General features: G+C 34.7%; 20 protein-coding genes, 1 tRNA gene and 2 pseudogenes. 16 read left to right on the top strand and 7 right to left on the bottom strand.

Going from position 1 to position 21,088, the window contains the following annotated elements:
* Positions 1–90: 90 nt before the first annotated feature.
* Positions 91–1,350 carry a 2-oxoglutarate dehydrogenase complex dihydrolipoyllysine-residue succinyltransferase gene (gene odhB, locus AABL52_RS20565; RefSeq protein ID WP_000569904.1) on the bottom strand — a complete coding sequence of 420 codons (1,260 nt, stop codon included), beginning with the start codon at positions 1,348–1,350 and terminating at the stop codon, positions 91–93.
* Between the two features lie 134 nt (positions 1,351–1,484).
* Positions 1,485–4,352, bottom strand: a complete 2,868-nt coding sequence (odhA, locus tag AABL52_RS20560) for a 2-oxoglutarate dehydrogenase E1 component (RefSeq protein ID WP_000197139.1) — start codon at positions 4,350–4,352, stop codon at positions 1,485–1,487.
* 825 nt (positions 4,353–5,177) lie between these two features.
* Here odhA and AABL52_RS20555 point away from each other — a divergent pair.
* From AABL52_RS20555 to AABL52_RS20530, 6 genes and pseudogenes are all read left to right on the top strand, one after another.
* Positions 5,178–5,387: a helix-turn-helix transcriptional regulator gene (locus tag AABL52_RS20555; RefSeq protein WP_000428510.1), complete on the top strand. Its 210-nt coding sequence runs from the start codon at positions 5,178–5,180 to the stop codon at positions 5,385–5,387.
* A 2-nt stretch (positions 5,388–5,389) separates the two neighbouring features.
* Positions 5,390–5,767, top strand: coding sequence for a permease (locus AABL52_RS20550; protein WP_097845375.1), 378 nt, complete (start codon positions 5,390–5,392; stop codon positions 5,765–5,767).
* Positions 5,768–5,795: 28 nt separating this feature from the next.
* Complete coding sequence (locus AABL52_RS20545; protein WP_001178300.1) at positions 5,796–5,978, top strand: DUF3976 domain-containing protein; 183 nt, start codon at positions 5,796–5,798, stop codon at positions 5,976–5,978.
* Between the two features lie 122 nt (positions 5,979–6,100).
* Positions 6,101–6,460, top strand: coding sequence for a hypothetical protein (locus AABL52_RS20540; RefSeq protein WP_341518293.1), 360 nt, complete (start codon positions 6,101–6,103; stop codon positions 6,458–6,460).
* A gap of 18 nt (positions 6,461–6,478) precedes the next feature.
* Positions 6,479–6,749 (top strand): annotated as a pseudogene (locus AABL52_RS20535) (hypothetical protein).
* A gap of 81 nt (positions 6,750–6,830) precedes the next feature.
* On the top strand, positions 6,831–7,376 hold the full coding sequence (locus tag AABL52_RS20530) for a hypothetical protein (RefSeq protein WP_341518292.1): 546 nt from the start codon (positions 6,831–6,833) through the stop codon (positions 7,374–7,376).
* A gap of 203 nt (positions 7,377–7,579) precedes the next feature.
* Here the strand turns inward: AABL52_RS20530 and AABL52_RS20525 are convergent, their stop codons facing one another.
* On the bottom strand, positions 7,580–7,726 hold the full coding sequence (locus AABL52_RS20525; RefSeq protein ID WP_341518291.1) for a hypothetical protein: 147 nt from the start codon (positions 7,724–7,726) through the stop codon (positions 7,580–7,582).
* Positions 7,727–8,150: 424 nt separating this feature from the next.
* Between AABL52_RS20525 and AABL52_RS20520 the strand changes: the two genes are divergently transcribed.
* The 4 genes and pseudogenes from AABL52_RS20520 to AABL52_RS20505 all read left to right on the top strand — a co-directional run.
* Entirely contained in the window at positions 8,151–8,597 is a 447-nt protein-coding gene (locus AABL52_RS20520) for a tetratricopeptide repeat protein (RefSeq protein ID WP_341518290.1), read from the top strand.
* Positions 8,598–8,599: 2 nt separating this feature from the next.
* Positions 8,600–11,086, top strand: coding sequence for a UvrD-helicase domain-containing protein (locus tag AABL52_RS20515; protein ID WP_341518289.1), 2,487 nt, complete (start codon positions 8,600–8,602; stop codon positions 11,084–11,086).
* A gap of 181 nt (positions 11,087–11,267) precedes the next feature.
* Positions 11,268–13,343, top strand: a complete 2,076-nt coding sequence (locus AABL52_RS20510) for a cold shock domain-containing protein (protein WP_341518288.1) — start codon at positions 11,268–11,270, stop codon at positions 13,341–13,343.
* Positions 13,344–14,166: 823 nt separating this feature from the next.
* A pseudogene (locus tag AABL52_RS20505) lies at positions 14,167–14,448 on the top strand (site-specific integrase); the annotation flags it as partial.
* A gap of 98 nt (positions 14,449–14,546) precedes the next feature.
* Here the strand turns inward: AABL52_RS20505 and AABL52_RS20500 are convergent.
* Positions 14,547–14,619, bottom strand: a tRNA-Val gene (locus AABL52_RS20500).
* 189 nt (positions 14,620–14,808) lie between these two features.
* Positions 14,809–15,033, bottom strand: coding sequence for a hypothetical protein (locus AABL52_RS20495; RefSeq protein WP_000090219.1), 225 nt, complete (start codon positions 15,031–15,033; stop codon positions 14,809–14,811).
* Positions 15,034–15,318: 285 nt separating this feature from the next.
* On the opposite strand from AABL52_RS20495, the gene AABL52_RS20490 reads away from it, so the two are divergent.
* The 6 genes from AABL52_RS20490 (at position 15,319) to calY (ending at position 20,301) form a co-directional block, all read left to right on the top strand.
* Complete coding sequence (locus tag AABL52_RS20490) at positions 15,319–15,546, top strand: hypothetical protein (protein WP_000251865.1); 228 nt, start codon at positions 15,319–15,321, stop codon at positions 15,544–15,546.
* A 155-nt stretch (positions 15,547–15,701) separates the two neighbouring features.
* Complete coding sequence (locus tag AABL52_RS20485; RefSeq protein WP_341518287.1) at positions 15,702–16,988, top strand: D-alanyl-D-alanine carboxypeptidase family protein; 1,287 nt, start codon at positions 15,702–15,704, stop codon at positions 16,986–16,988.
* 192 nt (positions 16,989–17,180) lie between these two features.
* Entirely contained in the window at positions 17,181–17,750 is a 570-nt protein-coding gene (gene sipW, locus AABL52_RS20480; protein ID WP_341518286.1) for a signal peptidase I SipW, read from the top strand.
* A gap of 62 nt (positions 17,751–17,812) precedes the next feature.
* The gene (locus AABL52_RS20475; protein ID WP_340420985.1) at positions 17,813–18,403 is read left to right on the top strand and encodes a TasA family protein; all 591 of its coding nucleotides are present in this window, start codon (positions 17,813–17,815) and stop codon (positions 18,401–18,403) included.
* Positions 18,404–18,559: 156 nt separating this feature from the next.
* Positions 18,560–19,300 (top strand): DUF4047 domain-containing protein, encoded by a 741-nt coding sequence (locus AABL52_RS20470; protein ID WP_341518285.1) that lies wholly within the window; start codon positions 18,560–18,562, stop codon positions 19,298–19,300.
* Positions 19,301–19,707: 407 nt separating this feature from the next.
* Entirely contained in the window at positions 19,708–20,301 is a 594-nt protein-coding gene (calY, locus tag AABL52_RS20465) for a biofilm matrix protein CalY (RefSeq protein WP_000053727.1), read from the top strand.
* Positions 20,302–20,377: 76 nt separating this feature from the next.
* Here the strand turns inward: calY and AABL52_RS20460 are convergent, their stop codons facing one another.
* Positions 20,378–20,701 carry a helix-turn-helix domain-containing protein gene (locus tag AABL52_RS20460; protein ID WP_000578881.1) on the bottom strand — a complete coding sequence of 108 codons (324 nt, stop codon included), beginning with the start codon at positions 20,699–20,701 and terminating at the stop codon, positions 20,378–20,380.
* A 79-nt stretch (positions 20,702–20,780) separates the two neighbouring features.
* Positions 20,781–20,915 carry an anti-repressor SinI family protein gene (locus tag AABL52_RS20455; RefSeq protein ID WP_000276217.1) on the bottom strand — a complete coding sequence of 45 codons (135 nt, stop codon included), beginning with the start codon at positions 20,913–20,915 and terminating at the stop codon, positions 20,781–20,783.
* Between the last annotated feature and the right edge of the window lie 173 nt (positions 20,916–21,088).

The following is a 21,088-nucleotide window of genomic DNA, read 5'->3' as shown; positions in this document are numbered from 1 at the left end:
GCTTATGTTATGAAATTTGTCCCGTATGAACGCAATAAAAAAAGGTTGTAGAATGATTCATTCTACAACCTTTAATAGATTATTAATCTATCAACCTTCTAATAATAATGATTTTGGATCTTCAAGCATATCTTTAACAGCAACAAGGAAGCTAACTGCTTCTTTACCATCAACAATACGGTGATCGTAAGATAAAGCGATGTACATCATTGGACGGTTTTCCATACGTTCTGCATCGATTGCAACTGGACGTACTTGGATTTTGTGCATTCCTAAAATACCAACTTGTGGGCTGTTTAGGATCGGTGTTGACATTAGAGAACCGAACACACCACCGTTTGTAATTGTGAATGTACCACCTTGTAGTTCTTTTAATGAAAGTTTGTTGTCACGTGCTTTCATACCTAAATTACGAATTTCACTTTCGATTTCAGCGAAGTTTAATTGGTTAGCATCGCGTACAACTGGTACAACCAATCCATCTGGAGCTGCTACTGCAATACCGATATCATAGAATTTTTTAATGATAAGCTCGTCGCCTTGAATTTCAGCATTTAATAATGGGAATTGTTTTAATGCTGCAACAACTGCTTTTGTGAAGAATGACATGAAGCCAAGACGTACATCATGTTTTTTCTCGAAAGCATCTTTACGCTCTTTACGTAATTCCATGATTGCAGTCATATCAACTTCGTTAAATGTTGTTAACATTGCAGATGTTTGTTGAACTTCTACAAGGCGTTTTGCAATTGTTTGACGGCGGCGGGACATTTTCACACGCTCAACTGGTTTTTCGAATTCCGTTTTTGCAACTGGAGCAGGAGCTGGACTTTTTGGAGCAGCTGGTGCTTCTTTTGGTGCTGCAGCATGAGCTTGTACATCGTGTGGTCTCACACGTCCAAGTGGATCTGTGCTACGTACGTCGTTTAAGTCGATTCCTAATTCACGAGCCATTTTTCTAGCAGCTGGTGATGCGATCGGACGGTTCGTATTTGGTAAACCTTGTAAAGTTGCAGCTTGCTCAGCATTTGGAGCCGCAGCTTTCGGTGCTTCAGTTGTTTCTTGTTTTGGTTGCTCAGCCGCTGGTGCAGGTGTACTTACTGCAACTGGTGCTCCGTTTGCATCTAAAATTGCGATAGTTGCGCCAACTTCAACTGTATCCCCAGGTTCGCCTAGTAACTTCGATACAATACCTGAATCTTCTGCAATGATTTCTACATTGACTTTATCAGTTTCAAGCTCAACAACGCTGCCACCTTTCTCAACTTTGTCGCCTACGTTGATAAGCCATTGTGAGATAGTTCCTTCAGTAATAGATTCTGCAAGCTCAGGTACTTTAATTTCGATCATTTTAAATGTCCTCCCCTTATTTGCCTAACGGTGTGTTTTTTCTTCTTTTGTCTTCGGTAATCTCCATTTGTTAGCCCGCTCCCCGGGCAGAGTATCCGTCCGGGGAGCAAGCTAGAAATCTTCATTGTTACTTTTTAGTTGCTGAAAACTTCAATTTCTTGTTTATCTTGACGGAAGTTATACTTCACATCTAAAGCGTGTGCAACAATTAGTTCTTGCTCAGCTTTGTGAGCGAATGGATCGCCACCAGATGGGCTAGAGCGATCTGGACGTCCAATGTAACCTGTTTTCACTTTATCTCCAGCAAGTTCGAACAGAATTGGAGCCATGTAATGCCATGCGCCCATATTACGAGGTTCTTCTTGAACCCAAATAATTTCTTCTAAGTTTTTAAAGCGTTTAATAATAGATTGAACTTTCTCAGCAGGGAATGGGTACAGCTGTTCAATACGAACGACATGAACTTCATCTAAGTTGTATTCATGTTTACCAGACTCAATTTCTGCAGCTAAGTCAATCGCCATTTTACCTGTGCTTAAAACAAGACGTTTTACTTTGTTTGGTTTCGTGCCAAGGTTTTCTTGTTCTAGAGCAGGTTGGAAACGTCCTTCGCTTAACTGACTAGCAGTTGAAAGCGTAAGTGGGTGACGTAATAAACTCTTCGGCGTCATCAATACTAACGGTCGAACAGCTTCTGTTCCTAAGATAGATGCTTGACGACGTAAAATATGGAAGTATTGTGCCGCGCTCGTTAAGTTTGCAACTGTCCAGTTATTCTCAGCAGCTAACTGTAAGAATCGCTCTGGACGTGCACTAGAGTGCTCTGGTCCTTGACCTTCATAACCGTGTGGTAATAGAAGAACTAAACCAGATTTTTGACCCCATTTTGCTCTTCCAGCTGAAACATATTGATCAAATAATGCTTGCGCAGTATTTGAGAAGTCACCATATTGCGCTTCCCACATAACAAGAGTTTCTGGAGCGAATACGTTATAACCATACTCGTAACCAACAACAGCAGCTTCTGATAACGGACTGTTATGAACAGAGAAGGATGCATTAATGTTTGGTAAGCGATGCAATGGTGAATATGTTTCATTTGTATCCGTATCGTGTAATACGATATGACGGTGCGCGAATGTACCACGCTGTGAATCTTGACCAGTTAAACGAATTGGCGTACCTTCTTGTAAAATAGAAGCGAATGCTAATGACTCAGCAAGTGCCCATTCAATTTTACCGTTCTCTTCAAGAGCATCTTTACGGCGCTCAAGAATTTTCTTCACTTTTGGATATACGTTAAAGCCTTCTGGCCAAGATAGTAGACCTTCATTAATTGCGCGAAGTGAGTCAATCTCAACACCAGTATCAATTGGCTGAATGCCTTTTGCAACAACATCTGGTACTTTAACATGAATTGTTGCATCGCTCGTATCAGCTGGTGGTACTTGTGCATAGTCAGATTTTAATTGCTCTTGTATAAACTGTGTAATTGTTTCAACCTCATCTGCATTTAGAACACCAGCAGTTTGTAATTGGTCTGCATAAATCGCTCTTACAGTTGGGTGGTTTTTAATCTTTTTGTATACTTGTGGTTGCGTAACTGCTGGGTCATCCATTTCGTTATGACCGTAGCGGCGGTAACCAATTAAATCGATTAAGAAGTCTTTTTTGAACAATGTACGATATTGAATCGCAAGGTTAGCAGCAGCAAGACAAGCTTCTGGATCATCAGCGTTCACGTGAACAATTGGAATATCGAAACCTTTTGCAAGGTCACTTGAATATTTCGTAGAACGAGAATCATAGCTATCAGTTGTAAAACCAACTGCATTGTTTGCGATAACATGAATTGTTCCGCCTGTTTGATACGCGTTCAATCTGCTTAAGTTCAATGTTTCAGATACAATACCTTGACCAGGGAATGCAGCATCACCATGAACTAAAATTACGAATGATTTTGAAGTGTCTTGTTCTGGAAGACCAGATTTTTTACGATTCTCTTGAGCCGCACGTGCGAAACCTTCCACAACAGGGTTAACGAACTCAAGGTGACTCGGGTTATTTGCTAATGTAACGCGAGTGCTAACTTCTTCGTTACTAACGACTTGTTCTCTACCTAAATGGTATTTTACGTCGCCAGTCCAGCCAGAGTTAGCCACTGCGCCTTCTATTTTTGCATGTTTGAACTCAGCAAACATGTGACTATATGGTTTTTCTAATACGTGTGCAAGTACGCTTAGACGACCGCGGTGAGCCATACCAATCATGACATCTTCTACGCCGCTTTTAGCACCTTCTAGAACAATTTCATCTAGAACAGGTACAAGCATATCAACGCCCTCGATAGAGAAACGCTTTTGCCCAACGAATGTTTTATGCAAGAATTGCTCGAAACCTTCAACAGCTGTTAAACGTTTTAAAAGAGCAGTTCGTTTTTTATTTGATAGTGGTTGACGCAATGAATTTGATTCCACCATTTGATGCAACCACGCGCGTTCTTCACTATCTTGTATATGAGAAAATTCATAAGCTAAAGATTTTGTATAAACGTCTTTTAATCTATGAATTACATCAAGTGCAGTGTGAATACCTTCTGGCGCATCTTGCCATACTGTCTTTGCTGGAATCGCTTTCAAGTCAGCATCGCTCAGTTCGTTCATTGCTTTCTCAAGAAGAGATTGTCCATTTGCAGCATCTTCCATCGGATTGATGTGAGCCAACGTATGCCCGAAAGAACGAATCTGTTCAACAAGCTGAACGACTTTAAGAATTTTTTCAATGTTCCCTGTGTTTTGAGGAGAAAAATGTGTTGCTGTGTTGTCCCCTGTTACGACATCATCTTGAAACGAAGGAGCTCCAAAAATTTCAAAAAGCTCTTGTAATTCCGGATCAACAGAACCTGCTCCAGTTACGTAAAGATCATACTGCTCAATAACATAACCAAGGTTCGGACCGTGGAACTTGGCCCAAGGGTTTGTCGTTGTATTCTTCCTCGTCATTTGTTTAAACCTCCCAATGCATATAATCCTTTTTCCATACAAAAAGGTGCATTTTGCTCTTTTCAATAATTGATGAACCAATAATCAATGTAAATGTTTTCTTTACTCTTATGTTATTACAATAATTTACATAATACCAAACACTATTACTTATCTGTTTTGTAAAAAAACATTCACAATAACTTATCACCCAAGTTAATCTTTCATGTTATAAAGTAATTTTACAGAAAAATAGGGTGGATATATTTGGTATACCTACATGAATAACTAAAATTGTTGCATGTAAATATAAGTATAATAATTAGAATGTTTCGATAAAAATGAGTTCGAATTATGTATATTGAAATAATAAGCGCTTTCATTGATATTATACAACAATATAACGGAATATAGTATAAAAAATAAAAAATTATGAATTTATCGTAAACTTTATTTAGATAGTGTTAAATATTGAAAGGAAAGTGAAGGATTTCTACAAAAAAAGTTGCTAGACATAAAAAATGCTTCATAAACAGTTAGTTTCTATAAATATGACGAAAAACACCGTAAAACCAATAACGCATTTCGTAGAATAAAGAGATCAATGAAATATTTTAAAAGGATAAAACAAATAGGGAGATATTAAATTTTAAAAAAAGAGAGGAGGAGATATAGTAACGGTTATTTAAAGTGTTCCGCGTTTCATTTCAAAATAGACGTGCTGAAACTGAAAAAGTTTCTTCTATATAAATAGAACGAAAAATAAACAAAATGAATGTAAAGGAAGCTTGACGTAAAGTTTGCTTTACATATATACTCGGTATAAGGGAGGAGGGAGAAGTTTCCTTGGAAAATAAAATGGTCGAATACCGAAAAAAATTTGGGCTATCTCAAGAAAAATTGGCTGAGAAACTTGGAGTTTCCAGACAAACCATCATTTCAATTGAAAAAGGAAAATATGATCCATCACTTCCGTTAGCATTTGAAATCGCGAAAACATTTCAGACAACGATAGAACATGTATTTATTTATGAAGGAAAAGAAGGGGAGGAATAAAGATGAACTATTCACAAAAGTACTTCGTTATCATGGGAATTATTTTTCTATTCATGAGTGGATTTATGATATTAACAGGTATAATGACGCATTCCGCACCACCACCAGCAACTTATCCATTACTTGGTATGATGATTATGTGTTTTTGCTTAAGTTATTTACACCCACAATTTAAAGAAAAAGATGAACGGATGAAACTTATTCGTTATAAAGGAATGTTCTTCAGCTTTTTTGCGCTAACGGCATATTACCTTCTTTTCTCTTTCGGCTTAAACTTAAAAATACTTACATTATCTGCTACTGAATTATTGAACATCCTAATGGCACTTACGATGAGTACAGTTTTTATCTCATTTGTTGTTTTATCGAAAAGATATTAAGATGGAAGAGAGAAAGGAAGATTAACATATGCAAATGATGTATGCTTTTGGCATTGGGCTTGTATTATTTTTAGCCGTATTCTTATTTATTCGGAAAGACGTTCAAGGTGGGACGTTAACGAAACGAGGCTTTTATAAAATGATCGGCTGTTTAGTTGTTATGTTTATAGCGATCATTGTAATGATCGTTTTAATAAATCAATCACTATAGAATTTAAAAATGGAACCTTACTGTAGTAAGGTTTTTCTTTTGGTATAAAATCCCCAAATCCATTTACTACATATAATCGATATTATATAATTTAATAAAATGATAGATAGGGGGCATAGTATATGAATAAAAAGACTATCTTCTTTTTATTAACATGCCTACTACTTATAGCTAGTATTACTTATATAATATGTAACAAACGAGAACAAGTGCCACCTATGTTAGTATGGGAGGGTCAGGAATACGCCGTTACGAATGAACCTGCCGAAGCTGAAAAAGTTGGACAAAGGCTCGGAGAAGTAACGAAGAAAATCGAAACAAGTAAAAAACCTACTAAAAACAGTGAATCCAACACATTACAAGAAAAAACAGAAGTATTCACAATGATAGAAGAAGAAAAAGGTCCTCACTCACCTTTAATCATCAAGGAGCCTTATAGTGATGAATATAGAGTAGTAAGACCGATATTACATGTACTATAAAGTGAAAAGGAGACTCATATGCAGACAGTAACTTCATACCCATGGTCGTTAAGAAAAATGTTTGTTTTTTTTCCTTTGCTTCGTCCTTCCGCCAATCGGTGCGATTTATATTTTGATGAATAGAGAAGCACTCCAAAAGAGAGACTTCATTTTATATGTATTATTTGCTGCTATTAATCTATTGCTTTGGTTATCGCTTATGATCTTTGATCGGAGTATGTGGATGGTAGCGGGGCATTATGTGCTTGGAGCAATTATAATTGTTTTTTCGAATATGAATAAAAGATAGGCCAGCAACCTTAAAGTTGCTGGCTTTTATTTTGCTATTTATAATGAAGAAACAAATTTTTAATAGAGAGTAGTGGGCGTTATGAGATGGAAAGAGGGAACGTTTGAAAAAATAGACACGAATGACTCATCTATTGAGCAACTTATAAACACGTTTAAGGAACAAAACATAATTGGTGGAGCAATAATAAGCTGTTTCAAAGTGCATAACGAAAATTTTTTCAAAGAAATACCACATTCGAAAGATGGACACGAGCACTTCTTTAGAAGAATCTTCAACTCTTTAGACATAATCAATAACTTAGAAGAGTTAAAAATACATACATCAGACAAATATAAGTTTCGTTTTAAAGAGCGGCTGGCAGTCATGCTTGATGGAAGTATTGCCGCTCAAATTTTGTGGGGCGGAGCATATGAAGGATTTAAGGAACGACCAGTTATCGCAAAGCAATTAGCAGTCAATGTATGTCAATATATGTTTCAAGATCGATACGAAGATATAAAAGTGTTCGAAAGCTATCGCCCTTGGACAGATTGGTTTTACGATGTTGCGTGGGATGTTACTTGGATGGTGCTAGATAGTAAGGAGCATAAAATGTGGTTAGTTTGTGCTACGGATACGGATTGATAGAAGGGAGAAGTTTTTTGCCAATGCGGAGTCCTTGGGGAAGATGTTTGGTGGGAAGTAATTTAGTTCTTGTAAAAGAGAGATGTTCACAAAAATATTAAAATGAGAATTTCAAAGTAGTTAAAAAGATGTCAGCATTTGCTGGCATCTTTTTTTATGCAATTTATAAAAATGTGGTTATAACAAGTAATTGAAGTTTCACTTTATTTGCTTGTATATACTACGTTCCAAGAAGATTCAAGCTTTTCGATGTTTGTTTCAGCTTTTTTATAATCTTCTGTAGCTGATTTTAAGAGGTATTCATAATCTAGTTCACTGTTCTCAGTATTTCCGTCAAATTGCTTCATCATTTTAAGTTGCTTCTCTAGAGAAGATTTTAAATTATTGATAGATGCACCGATTAATTTAAATTCTTTATTAGAAAAGTAATTTGGATATTAATTGGAATTTTTATATTCTTGTATAATTAACATGTATGATTACTTCTGATAGGTTTTAATGGTGTACTTTAACCAAATAGGATTTCTAGATGAGGAGAGCTAATTGTAACAAGAAATATAGGATAGTCTATATTTTTTATGAGAAATTAGTAAGGTGGAAAAATAAAAAATTGATATTAGATATTTGTTATTTCGTTATGTTGGATTAGTTAGATAGAAATAAGATATAATAGATTGGAATTTTTAAAAAATTATCCGAATTAGAACGAATAATTATATGTATGGAATGATATTTAATAATAGTGGAAAATTTGAATGGAGATGAGAAGATTTTATGCAACAGAGTGGAAGAAAATATGTAGATCTTTTAGATACAGGGGCTATGTATAAACGCGTAGGAAATTATGAGGAGGCCCAAAAATTATATGAAGAAGCTATTCATATAGATCATACAAATCCAATTGCCTATTTTAATTTAGGGAAGTTATTCAATATATTAAAGGACTATGAAGCAAGTGCACGTGCTTATAAAGTCGCTTATGATCTTAAATATAATGATGAAACAGTTCTTTTAATACATTTAGGTCATACTTTACTAGATGAAAAAAATGAACGAGAATGGGAATATAGAGAAATTGTTGCATATTACCGACAAAGTATTGATCCTTACAGTAAAATCAATGGAAGGAAAGTATTATCTCCTTCTGCTGGTAAATTGAGTAAGTATAATAAAAAGTGTTTAGCAGCAGCTAAAAAATTTATAGATACTTTTGAGGTTTAGCAGTGAAAGTTACACGTACATTTATACAAGATATTCCAATTGAGAAAAAAAAGCTTGTTTTACGTAAAATTAAAGAATTCGAGTCTAGATTATTAGAAAGCCGTTCTCTTGCCGATATCCCAGGTGGATTTTGGATACGAAAAGTATATGGTACTGAAATTTATAAGTTTCGTATTAATACAGGGGATCGTATTTTGTTCAAATATATAGACGATACCATATTGTTTATTTCTTTTCAAAAGCATGATACGCAAATTCGTGCTGCAAAAGCGTACAAAGAGCAATTACACCAAATTATTAATTTACAAATAGATGAACAACAGTATGAACAAGTAGATGAGCAAGATGAGAAAACAGATTTATATATTGCTCAGGAGGCACAGATATTTTTAGCAAATATGCAACAGGAAATTGTTATAGAAGACGAATATATAGCTTTATTTGTTGAAGAAAATGATTTACAGAAAATGTATTATTTGAGTTCGGAGCAGTATGGTTGCTTGATGGAATTACAGAAACCGGTTGTAGTATTTGGTTGCGCTGGTAGTGGGAAAACAATGATTGCAATTCAAAAATGTTTGTTAAATAAAGAGCTTGGCCTACATACCGTTTACATGACAAATTCGAATGCTATTATTAATAAAACGAAGTCTATGTTTGAACAGTATAGCGATACATCTGCAAATATTGAGTTTATAACTTTTAGGGAATTATGTGCATTAAAATTAAATATTCGACTAGAAAACATAATTCAATTTAAAGAGTTTTATAAATGGATTGAACATAATGCTATCATTGATAAAGCATTCTCCATATCTGTTTTAGAAATTTGGATTGAAATAAATACTCTAATTAAAGGCGAGGTTTATAGAGATCCTTTTTTAAAAAAGGAGGATTATTTCAATAATACTTCGCTCGTTTCAGTTGATATGAAACAAAAAGTGTATAAAATAGCAGAACAATACCAGCAATGGCTGAATAGTAACGGATACTATGATGATAATGATGTGGCCACGATGTTATTAAATAAAAATATAAAATTTTTGTTTGATTACTTTATTTATGATGAAGTACAGGAACTTTCTAAAAGGCAATTAAAATCATTAATGCATTGTATACAAATTAATAATATGATGCTCTTAGGTGATGTACATCAATGTATTTATACATATCATTTTAATATGGATTTTCTTAAAAAAGAATTATTCGAGAAACGTCATCGGTTATCAGAGCACTTTATAGATAAGAACTATAGAAATCCATTTGAAATTGTTGAGTGGATTAATAAGTTAAAAGAATTAGCGAGCACCAAGTTTAAAAGTTACGATTCGAAGTTCATGCTAGACCAGATAGCGATAAGTTTCGGGAGTAGGCCATATGTAGTACATAATTTAGATAATGTAAAACAATTTTTTGAAAAAGTTGACCATGATATCAATAGCATTATCATTGTTGCAGATGAGCATGAAAAAGAAGTCTTGCAACAATCTGGTTTAGCGGTAGGACGTGTATTTACAATTAGTGAAGTCAGAGGATTAGAATATCGAAACGTATACACTTATAATATCATGACGCACTATAAGGATATTTGGGAAAAGACTTTAAAAATCAGAGGTAAGGCAGAAGAACTTTACCGTGTGTATTATAATATGCTTTATATTGTTGTGACTAGAGCTAAGAGTAATATTTACTTTTTGGAAAATGAATCGACAGTAGTAGAGGAATTATTGTCTTCTTATTTTAATTATGATGAAAATCTGATATTCCCATTTGATGAAAAGGAGCACGAGGCAAGTGAATGGTTAGTAGAAGCGTTAAAACTACAAAAATTAGAGAAATATGAGCAAGCAGCCAAAGCGTTTGAAAAAGCTGGAGATTTCGAGCAGGCGAAGGATTGTTTACAAGCCTTCGATTTACAATTGAATTACAATTATGGGTGTGAACAAACAAGTTATATTACAATTCAGAGTAATATAATTACCCAAAAACAAATCATACGTGTCTTACGTCATTTGAAAGAGACCTATAATGTTATGATTGGTGGTTATTTGCAAATTTATGTAATGTATTTGCATCCGCTGCAATATCGTATTGATATTGAATACATAAGTCCAGATTATACATTAGATCAGGTGGCACAGCTTATTATGAAATCTTATAGTCGGGGTTATGTTCGACAAAACTACCTTGCATTAAGAGTTCACTTTCGCCAAGAAAATGAAATTATAAATCTATCAGATAGAATCAAAAATGGTGAGGGAAAAGATTTAAGCTTTACATTCGAACGTAATCAATTTGATTGCAGGGTCTTTAAAGAAAAATTTCTTAAAGAGCTAGATGATGCGAAGGACGTAGAAAGACAAATAATAAAACAACTATCAAATATGACAGAAACATCTTCCATGTTAAAAGAAGTTCAAACGAGAAAAAAATATGAAGAAAGTACATCACAAGGGATGTTAGACTTTCTTCGCGGAGGTAAGTTGTAGCAGGTATTTAATTGTAAAATCAATGGATATAGTAGTAGATAAATAGTGGATTCTATCTAGCAGACAGTGTGATAGTATTATCTGAATCGGTCATTCTTATAGGGATAAATGTAGGGGCGCATAAATTCTATAGGAGCTGTCACTTAATAAAACAGCTATCAAATAACAAAGGAATGTTACTATGAGACAAATTGGGAAAGTAAAGTGGTTTGGTGGTGAAACTTCCCTAGGGAAAAAACAGCTATATGGTTTTATTTTACGTCACCAGGATTCGGATATCTATGTCCATAAGAATCAACTGCTGTGCAACGAGGAAAAGCTCAGGGAAAATGTGATTGTCACTTTTGAGATTGGTAGCTATAGAAACAAAGAAGAAGCAAGAAAAGTAACATTACTCAGCTTAGAGGAAGATATGGATACGCTCAGAGAACTGTCCATGCATACGGAAACATGGATATGGAAATCCGTATTTCCACATTATATAAGCAAACTTGAGAGAAATGATATGTATCCATTCATGTTGAAAAAGCTTCAGGATTTAACGGATCAAAAGGAACGAGACTTTGTGCTAAAATTTGTGGATGAAGAACAATTTCTTATAAACCATGTTCACATTGCAAAGTATGCCGGGGATGACCAAATCAAGTCATGGTGTATACGTCTTTATCAGTCAAATAAAGAAGTGGTTTCTCCTGAGTTAAAGAAAATTTTTACCCACGCACTCATCCGGACAGGTCTGAATGAGTGGGAGTCATTGCCATTACAAGTATATAGGGACAATTCGGATATACTACAGGCTTTATCGAAGCGCAATGTCCAGTATGTCAAATGTCTCGTGAAATTAATTGAGGCTTATCCAGAATGTAAAGAAGACTGGATTTCTAAGTTGTATTCAGCAATGGGAAATGCAGGCTTTTTAAGCGAGTCACTATGGCGGTTGATTCCTGTACATCTTGTTAAAAGTGAGCTACTTTGGTCAATTGCACCAAAGAATATTAAACTCCCACTTATGGATTTGGATAATTATATAAAAGGGAATGAAGAACAACTGACAAGATGGTTGAATGAAGAGAAAGATTTTTCTGACAAAAGAGAATTTGTAGAATCTATCCCTGCTCATTTTCAAAAAAAACGACCGTTTATTTCATATCTTTCTCCACAAACTCAAATGAAGCTACTATGGGATTCTTTCTTAAGTTCGCCAGAGAGAGTTTGGAGGATGTTTACCAAAACCTCAAAGGTTCTTTCTCTGTACCGGATTGCAAAGGAAGGGATAAATTTAGAAAGAGATGTTATTGTAAGACTAGGCGAGGTCGAGCACGAACTACAAATAAAAGCGCTATTATTACTGCTATGGGGCAAAAACCAAACAGTTGAACGGAAAAAAAGTGTGTTTAATAGAGCGCACCAATACATTCAGGAAGATATTATTAAACAGGCAATGAACTCGACGGGTATGATCAGGACATTAAGATTGTTGCCTGATTGTTATGAGGGACTTGTTTCATATTGTGAAGGAAGGCCATGGCATACAGTGGAAGAAATACAAGAAGGAAAGTGGAGAACGGAGCGAGCATATTGTTCAAGGAAAAGAGGTGCCTGTGAGGTTGCCCCTTGTAGTACCAGTGAACAAAAAGACTCTTCTTATTTCTGGGAGCGGCATAATGGATATGAGAACAGCTGGACAGGGGACCTATCTGTTGAACGAGGGGAATGGGCACAACTATACTCCGATACAGGGCTTACTTGGGAAGAATGGTCATTATATGAATTCCTCGCTTATTGCGAGGTTACACCATTTGTTGCAGGTCTGGAAGACTCCGGAGAGTACATTAACAAGTTGGCTGGCTGGATTAACCGTTTGAATGAAATTCGCGAGCGATTAAAGTGTTCAAAATGCAGACAGATTATGCAAAACAACTTTGAGTACTCAAAAATCTTCACAGCTGTTTACAGGACAACAATTGCGACATGCAGAGAAGGTATACCACACGATCATAATGTGTATTTGAGTCACTGCTGGGGGTGCGAATCAATCATTGATAGTAGGGAAAGCCCTATTCGGGTAGGACATTATTATCTTTGTCATAAATGTGGAAGCGGTCCACAAGGCATAGATTATACGCCTGGAGATATATGTCCGAAATGTGGTAAGCATCACATGATTCACAAAGGTGTTCGTAAATTTATATGTAGTGCTTGTAACCATACGATTAAGGCATCACATCGATCTAATAATATTGCTCCGAAAAATTAAAAGAGAGTTATACAATCTAAAATGGATGATTGCATAATAATGTGAATTGATTATTATGCTGAAAAATTTACTGATACCCTCATTCAAGAATATAGAGAACATTCCCCTTTGGTTATCAAAGGGGGATACGCTCACGAATGGATTTGAACCGTTGATTTCCATTCTGTCAAAGTGGTGCTTACCCTGGTGATTTTCGGAGAAACGTGGATTTAAAGACATTTTTAAGAGTTTGTATAAATGAAATGTTATTAAAGAGAAATGGTTATTGTAAGTTCTGTGATCGTTTATGACCATAAGTTGATATTCTAAGTTGTCTATATATAATTGTTTATTTTCAATATAAAGGGTTACCTATCAGTAGTATATTATACAGGACCTACTAGGAAATAAATTAATTCTTTTAGAAAAAGTTTTTTACAAGTATAAATAATTATATATTCAAGTTTTAAGGTTATATACAAGAGAGAAAATATAATTAACATAAGAAATGAAGGTTATGTGGAATATGAGAAGAATATTTTTTGTAATGCATTTTAAGCTGAACTTTGAAGGAATGAGACTTTTTTTGCGAAAAAAATGTGATGTTTCATAACGAAAGACCTTGTATTTTTTATATTGGGTTTTATAAATATGATAAGAGGTGAAGATGGAATGATATTTTCTATACATTCCCCTTAGTATATTTGAGAAACTGCAATAAAAAACACTATTATCCTCATATTACTAGTTATGTAATATTTATGAGGTTCAAAAGGGTGGTATTCAGTACTAAGAAAGAAGCAGAGAATGCTTTAACAAAATGAGTCAAGGTGAAGGATAATAAGACAATGTCTTATTAATGTGTACTCCTTCTGGAACACCAATCAATCCGGCTAATGTTAGACGAAGTTTAAACACTTTGATTAAGAAAGCAGTCGTACCAAAGATTCGATTCCATGATTTACGTCATACCCATGCGACTTTACTATTAGCTAAAGGTGTAAATGTGAAGGTGATTTCTGAGAGGTTAGGACATAGTAACATCAAAATCACATTAGACACATACTCACATGTGCTGCCTACAATGCAAGAAGATGCGGTAAATAAAATAGAAGAGATTTTGTAGGGAATGTGACCAATTCTGTGACCACTGGCTCTATAGAGTATGAAAGTAAACAAATAAAAACCGCATCAAATGTTGATTTGACACGGTTTCTACAAATATGACCCCGGAGAGGTTCGAACTCACGACCTCCACCCTGTCAAGGTGGCGCTCTCCCTGCTGAGCTACGGGATCTTCAAAAATGCGTATGTAACAGCATCTTTAATCTTTATGCTAAAGTAATTATATATAATTAACTGAAATTTTACAATATTTTTATATTAATGTTTTGATGGGAAAGTAGTTGGAATCATGCTAGTAGAGTATTAAAGAATATATAAGTAGAGAATGTAATGAAAAGTGAGTTCGAATAAAGCAGTTATATTATTTTTTCCTATACCAATCTAAAGGACCTTCATCACTTAAATCAACAAGAAAAGGGAATAAGAAGTGTAAAGGTAAGCTAATAAGTTCTGGCATAGCGTTCAATGTTTTCTTTGATAGATACTGCCTTCCAAAACAATACGGACAATCTTTTTCAAATGTCACGAGTATCGACCATACATCTTTTACTTTCCACTTCGTTTTACAATACGTACAACGCGCCATAGAGTGCCTCCTCATGTTAAGGTTTCTTCTAGTATATTCCATTCTATTGTACGAAAGTCATTTGTATTTGGTGTGATAAAATGTAAGTTGTTTTATTTTTATGTGGATCTATTTAGTCATTTATGATCATTTACATACCGTTTGATATTTTTGCATGGTGATAGGTTTTCAGTTTTAATATGCAAATTGGCCAATATATCCTTTTTACAATTTACTTAAAATCATGTATAACAGAGATACAAGATTATTTTATAATTATTCAAGAGTAGAGGGAGAATTATTGTAATGGTAAGGAAAACGTTCAAGATGCGTGTATCTAGAAATAGAACGATTTCGATTAATGGCTCGATTCTTGATGTGGATGTTACACATGATGAGTTTTTACAAGAGTTTGTTGAGTGGGTCGATTCTAAAGGTTGGTCATTTATGGGGATGACAGATGAGATTACACCTGAGGAAGCTAGTCAAAATTTAATAGATTCATTGATTGATGAGAAGGATAAGAAAGAATAATTCCTTCTTATTTTTTATTGTATATTTATGTTCTTTATCGTAAAAGTATGATATAGTAAAAAACAGTGAATATTCTTCCAATTTAATACAAATTACATATGGATTGGTAGACTCAGTTTTTAAGCTGTGAGAGTATAGTGAAAAGGGAGAGTCATATGGTAAATTTTAAGAAAATTTTGGCTTTTATTACCGTTATTTGTTTATTTTTTTTGACACCTATGACGTTACGTGCTGAGACGAATGTTGGAGTGAATCCAGAGCAAGTGGCACCACCACCTGCGGAAGGGCCAAATGTTTTTAGCCAGTTTGCAACTGCGATTGATGCGAAAACAGGAGATGTTTTGTATGACAAAAATGCACATCATCGCGCATTTCCGGCGAGTATGACGAAAGTGTTAACAGCAATTTTACTTATGGAGCATACGAAGCCAGAGGATCAATTTACGTTTTCACAATTAGCATTAGATCAAGAGAAGAGTAATTATCAAATTGAGTTTCAACCTGGTGAGACGATTAATCGTAATACTGCGCTTATGATTTTAATGGTGCTGAGTGCGAATGATGTGTCGTATGCGATTGCGGAGCGCATTGGGGGAAGTGTTGAGAATTTCGCTCATATGATGAATGAGAGAGCGAAGCAATTAGGTGCTACAGATAGTCACTTTGTCACGCCAAATGGATTGCATGATCCGAACCATTATACAACGCCATTTGATATGGCAATGATAACGAGAGGTGTGCAAAAATATCCTGAGATTTTACAAGCGATGAATACGAAAAGAACGACAGTTACGACATCTAGGCAGACGGTGTCTATTTTTAACAAGTCTACTTATTTTGAAAATCCATATAGCATTGGTGGTAAGACGGGTTTTACAAATGAAGCGCGTAATACACTCGTTTTATTAAATGAGAAGGATGGAAATCGTATTATAAATGTAGTAATGGCTTCTCAAAGACCTGAAATTTATGAAGATTTGAAGCAGATGGCGGACTATTCTTTCGGTCAATTTGTGAAGCAAACTGTACTAGATAAACATAGCTGGCATCAAAAGGCAACATACTTAAATAAAGATATCGATAGCGAGCTTGAAAAAAGTGCAGAGCTTATGCTTAAGAAAGATGAAGGGAAAAATGTGAGGACGATTTTCCGTGCGGCTTCATTAGATAAAGATTCTTTGTACCATAAAGGAATTCATCGTGGTGAAGTAGTTGGTGCAGTTGATATTACGAAAAATAATCAAACAATTGCGACGGTAAATGTTCTTTCTAAAGAAGATGTTACTTTTGCGATGCCTAAAAAAGATACGGCTGAGCCTGAAGTAAATGAATCAAATGTGAAAATAATAAGCATTGGGATAGGTGCCGCTATACTATTCGGAGCCATTTTATTTGTAGTGTTACGCCGAAATACAACAGGAATGAAATCAGAAGAAAAATAAAGCACTAGTTAAAAGGCTGTGAAGAGACTTTGTCACAGTCTTTTTTATATATTTAAAATAACTAATAATTGTAAATTTTCTTATTGCATTTATTTATTGTTCGTTATATTATTTAGTTGTGTTCTTGTTAAAGAACAAAAGCGAATATTATATACTTCAAATAATATAAAACAACGGAGAGGGAGAGAAACGATGAAATTAATTTGGAAGGTGATTAGCAACGTTATCTCATTTGTTTTATTTGCATTGATGATTTGCTTAGCCTTTGTAGTTATTTCTTCAAAAGCGAGCGGTGGGGATCCAACGGTGATGGGATATCAATTTAAATCAGTGTTATCAGGGTCGATGGAACCAACATTTTTAACAGGTTCAATCATTGCGATAGAGCCGACGAAAGATGGTTCTAAATATCAAAAAGGCGATGTTATTACTTTTAAAGAGAAAGATGAAAAAATTATCACTCACCGTATTATCGGTGTGAAAGATACAAATGGAAAAGTAATGTATGAAACAAAAGGGGATAACAACAACGGTGCTGATTTAGAACCAGTACTTGCGGAGAATGTCATTGGGAAATATGCGGATATTACAGTTCCTTATGCAGGGTATGCATTAAATTATGCGAATTCAAAAGCTGGAGCTGCTTTGCTTCTTATTATTCCAGGAATCTTTTTACTAGGCTATTCAGCGATTTCTATTTTTGGTGCTATTCGTAGCATTGACGGAGAAAAGAAAGAGAAAAAAGTAGAACAATCCGTCTAGGTCGTTTGGTTATACTTTCCATTTAGGAAGTTGGCAAATATATAAATCAAGGGGATATGGACATGACTTTAAAGAAAAAATTAGGAATGGGTATCGCATCAGCAGTATTAGGAGCAGCATTAGTTGGTGGAGGAACATTTGCGTACTTTAGCGATAAAGAAGTGTCAAACAATACATTTGCATCTGGGACACTTGATTTAGCGCTGAACCCATCAACAATTGTGAAAGTGGATAATTTAAAACCAGGTGATACTATTGAAAAAGAATTTAAATTAGAGAATAAAGGCACACTTGATATTAAAAAAGTAATATTAACTACAGAGTATGATGTAGAAGATGTGAAGAATGATAATAAGAAAGACTTTGGTGAAGATATTGAAGTAGTTTTCTTGAAAAATATTGATAAAAAAGATGAAGTAATTAAGAGAACGACATTGAAGGATTTGAAGAGTAAAACAGTGACTGCTGCAGAAAATGATTTAGTAAGTTGGTTATGGCCTGAGAAAGGTATTAAAGCAGGAACTAATGATTCATTTAAAGTGAAATTCCACTTTATTAATAAAAATGAGCCTCAAAATGAATTCCAAGGTGACAAACTTCAATTAAAATGGACATTTGAAGCACAACAAGGCGATGGAGTGGAGAAAAAATAAGCAGAAAAAGAGACTATCAAAAATGATAGTCTCCTTTTCTGCTAAAAGGGAAATGTAAAAAGAAAGGTAATTTCTTATATCATTTTATAATTCACTTTATTATAATAAAGGTATAGTTCTTGATAAAGAACGAGTTGTTCGATAGGAGAGATTAAAATGCTGAAGCCACCTCGCAAATTCAAAAAGATGCTTATATTGCCATGTTTGTGTTCTATTACTTTTTATTTAGGCTCTCAAATGATGACTTATACAGAAGCAGCTTTCATTCATGAAACGAAAGTAACGGCTACAATTTCGACAGCAAGTATTTTTCCAAAAACAGTGGATCAATTAACAGAACAGGCTAAGCAACATAAGGAAGTTATTTTGCATGAGTATGAAGGGATGAAGTCAAAAGTAACTGTCACCTCCACTCAAGAGTTAGAACATGCGCTTGTTACGTGGAAGCAAGGGCGTGAGAAAATAGTTGCTGAGAGAGAATTGTTACAAAAAATATATGTATCAATAGAAGGTCCTTACAATCAAGTGCAAGAAGAGCTAAAAGGAAATAAAAGCGGATCGAATAAGCAAGTATTCTCGTATGTGAATACTGGTTTTCATATAGTGAAAGAAAACTGTGAGTATGTTGATAAAGAGGTTAATTTACAAGTGATTGATAAACAAATTCAAGGTTTTGAGAAATTACTAGTAGAGGAAACAGCAAAACAAGTGAGTGAGGCTACTAAGCAAGAAGAAGCGAAAAAGCTAGAGGAGAGTAAGAAGAAAGAAGAAGCGAAAAAGCTAGAGGAGAGTAAGAAGAAAGAAGAAGCGAAAAAGCTAGAGGAGAGTAAGAAGAAAGAAGAAGCGAAAAAGCTAGAGGAGAGTAAGAAGCAAGAAGAGAGTAAGAAACATGAATAGTAAGTAAAATACAGCAATATTACAGAGCGAATAGGTGAGAGAGCATTGCGACTCACCTATTCGGCGTGTTCTCTTAATTTTAACAATACACGTCAAAATCTAGCGGATACGAGAAAACTAGTTGGCCGCATGATGGTGAAAGATACTAATTGGTATGGATAGTGAAAATTAATTGACGATTTTCTTTATTTCTCAACTTTTTTTCGAAAATTTAAAATAATATTGAGAAATAAAAATAACTGAAAATACTAATAAAAAAATGTTGTATTTATATAGTGTTGTTCGTTATAATGAACTTAAGGTTTTTAAAAGAGAACGAATATTAGCTAAGCTAATATAGTTTTCTTTATGTTCCTTATTGAAAAATAAGGGGTAAAAATATAAAAAACGGCTAGGGGGAATTGATTGTGAGTCTGAAAAAGAAATTAGGTATGGGAGTTGCATCAGCGGCACTGGGGTTATCTTTAATTGGTGGAGGAACATTTGCATACTTTAGCGATAAAGAAGTATCAAATAATACATTTGCAGCTGGGACGTTAGATCTTACATTAGACCCTAAAACGCTTGTAGATATTAAAGATTTAAAACCAGGGGATAAAGTAAAGAAAGAGTTCTTATTAAAGAATAGCGGTTCGTTAGCAATTAAAGATGTACAATTAGCGACAAAGTATACTGTGAATGACTTGAAAAAAGATAACGCCGGTGAAGACTTTGGTCAGCACATTAAGGTGAACTTCATTTGGAATTGGGATAAACAAAGTGAGCCTGTATACTCAACAACATTAGCTGAGTTACAAAAAGAAAATCCAGATGTTTTAGCTAAAGCAATCTTTGCTCCTGAATGGGGAGAAAGTGGTGGTTTAGCAGCTGGTACTGACGATTACTTATGGGTAGAATTTGAATTCGAAGATAAAGGTGATCAAAATAAATTCCAAGGTGATTCATTGAGCTTAGAATGGACATTCAATGCTCACCAAGGAGAAGGCGAATCAAGAGAATAAATCAAAAAGCGGGGAATCCCCGCTTTTTTTTATAAAGAAAAAAGAAGTGCCGGTTGTAAGCACTTCTTTCTATTTATTATTTTTGATCGTGCTTCCACTTTGTAAACTCAAGAAATTCACGAAATTGTTCTTTGGAGACACCTGAGCTCATCGCATCTTTAACGAGTTGTGTCCATTCGGAGTCTAAATGATTTTCCTTTGTTGTTTCATCATGAAGTAGAGTATCAACTGGAATTTGTAGAACTGCTGCGATTTTTTCAAGAAACTGAATGGAAGGGTTTTTTTGTAAATTTCGTTCTATAGAACTAATGTAAGATTTAGCAACACCAGCTTTTTCGGCAAGTTCAGTTAATGAAATACCTTTTTGTAAGCGAAGGCGTTTTATACGTTCTCCAATCATATTTGCGCACCTTTCTATCAATATGTAGTCGTCTTATGATGTCATTATTATAACATAAACTTCGTTAAAAAGAACAAGCCTATTGAGCCTGACTGGATGGCTTCATACGTTGGAAAAAATGTTCGATATCTTGCAGGGCGATACCAGCGTCTAGAGCTTCAAGTATTAAATCAATCCATTCTTGGTCCAGTGCGTCAGTCTTATCTTTGTACAAATGTAATTCCTCCCTAATTATCGGTCATAACTGCTGCTACAGAATATATGATAATACAATCGCATTTTGTGTTTTATATAGTGAATTATCAAATATTTTGTAGATAAAACAAAGATAAAATCCCCATTAAATTCCCTCTATGGCGATTATAAAGTTTCTGACAAATATTTTCA

The sequence above is a fragment of the Bacillus paramobilis genome, from assembly GCF_038096195.1.
Classification (GTDB): Bacteria; Bacillota; Bacilli; order Bacillales; family Bacillaceae_G; genus Bacillus_A; species Bacillus_A mobilis.
The sequence above is the reverse complement of the archived record's forward strand: the minus strand, read 5'-3'. Positions and strand labels throughout refer to the sequence as shown.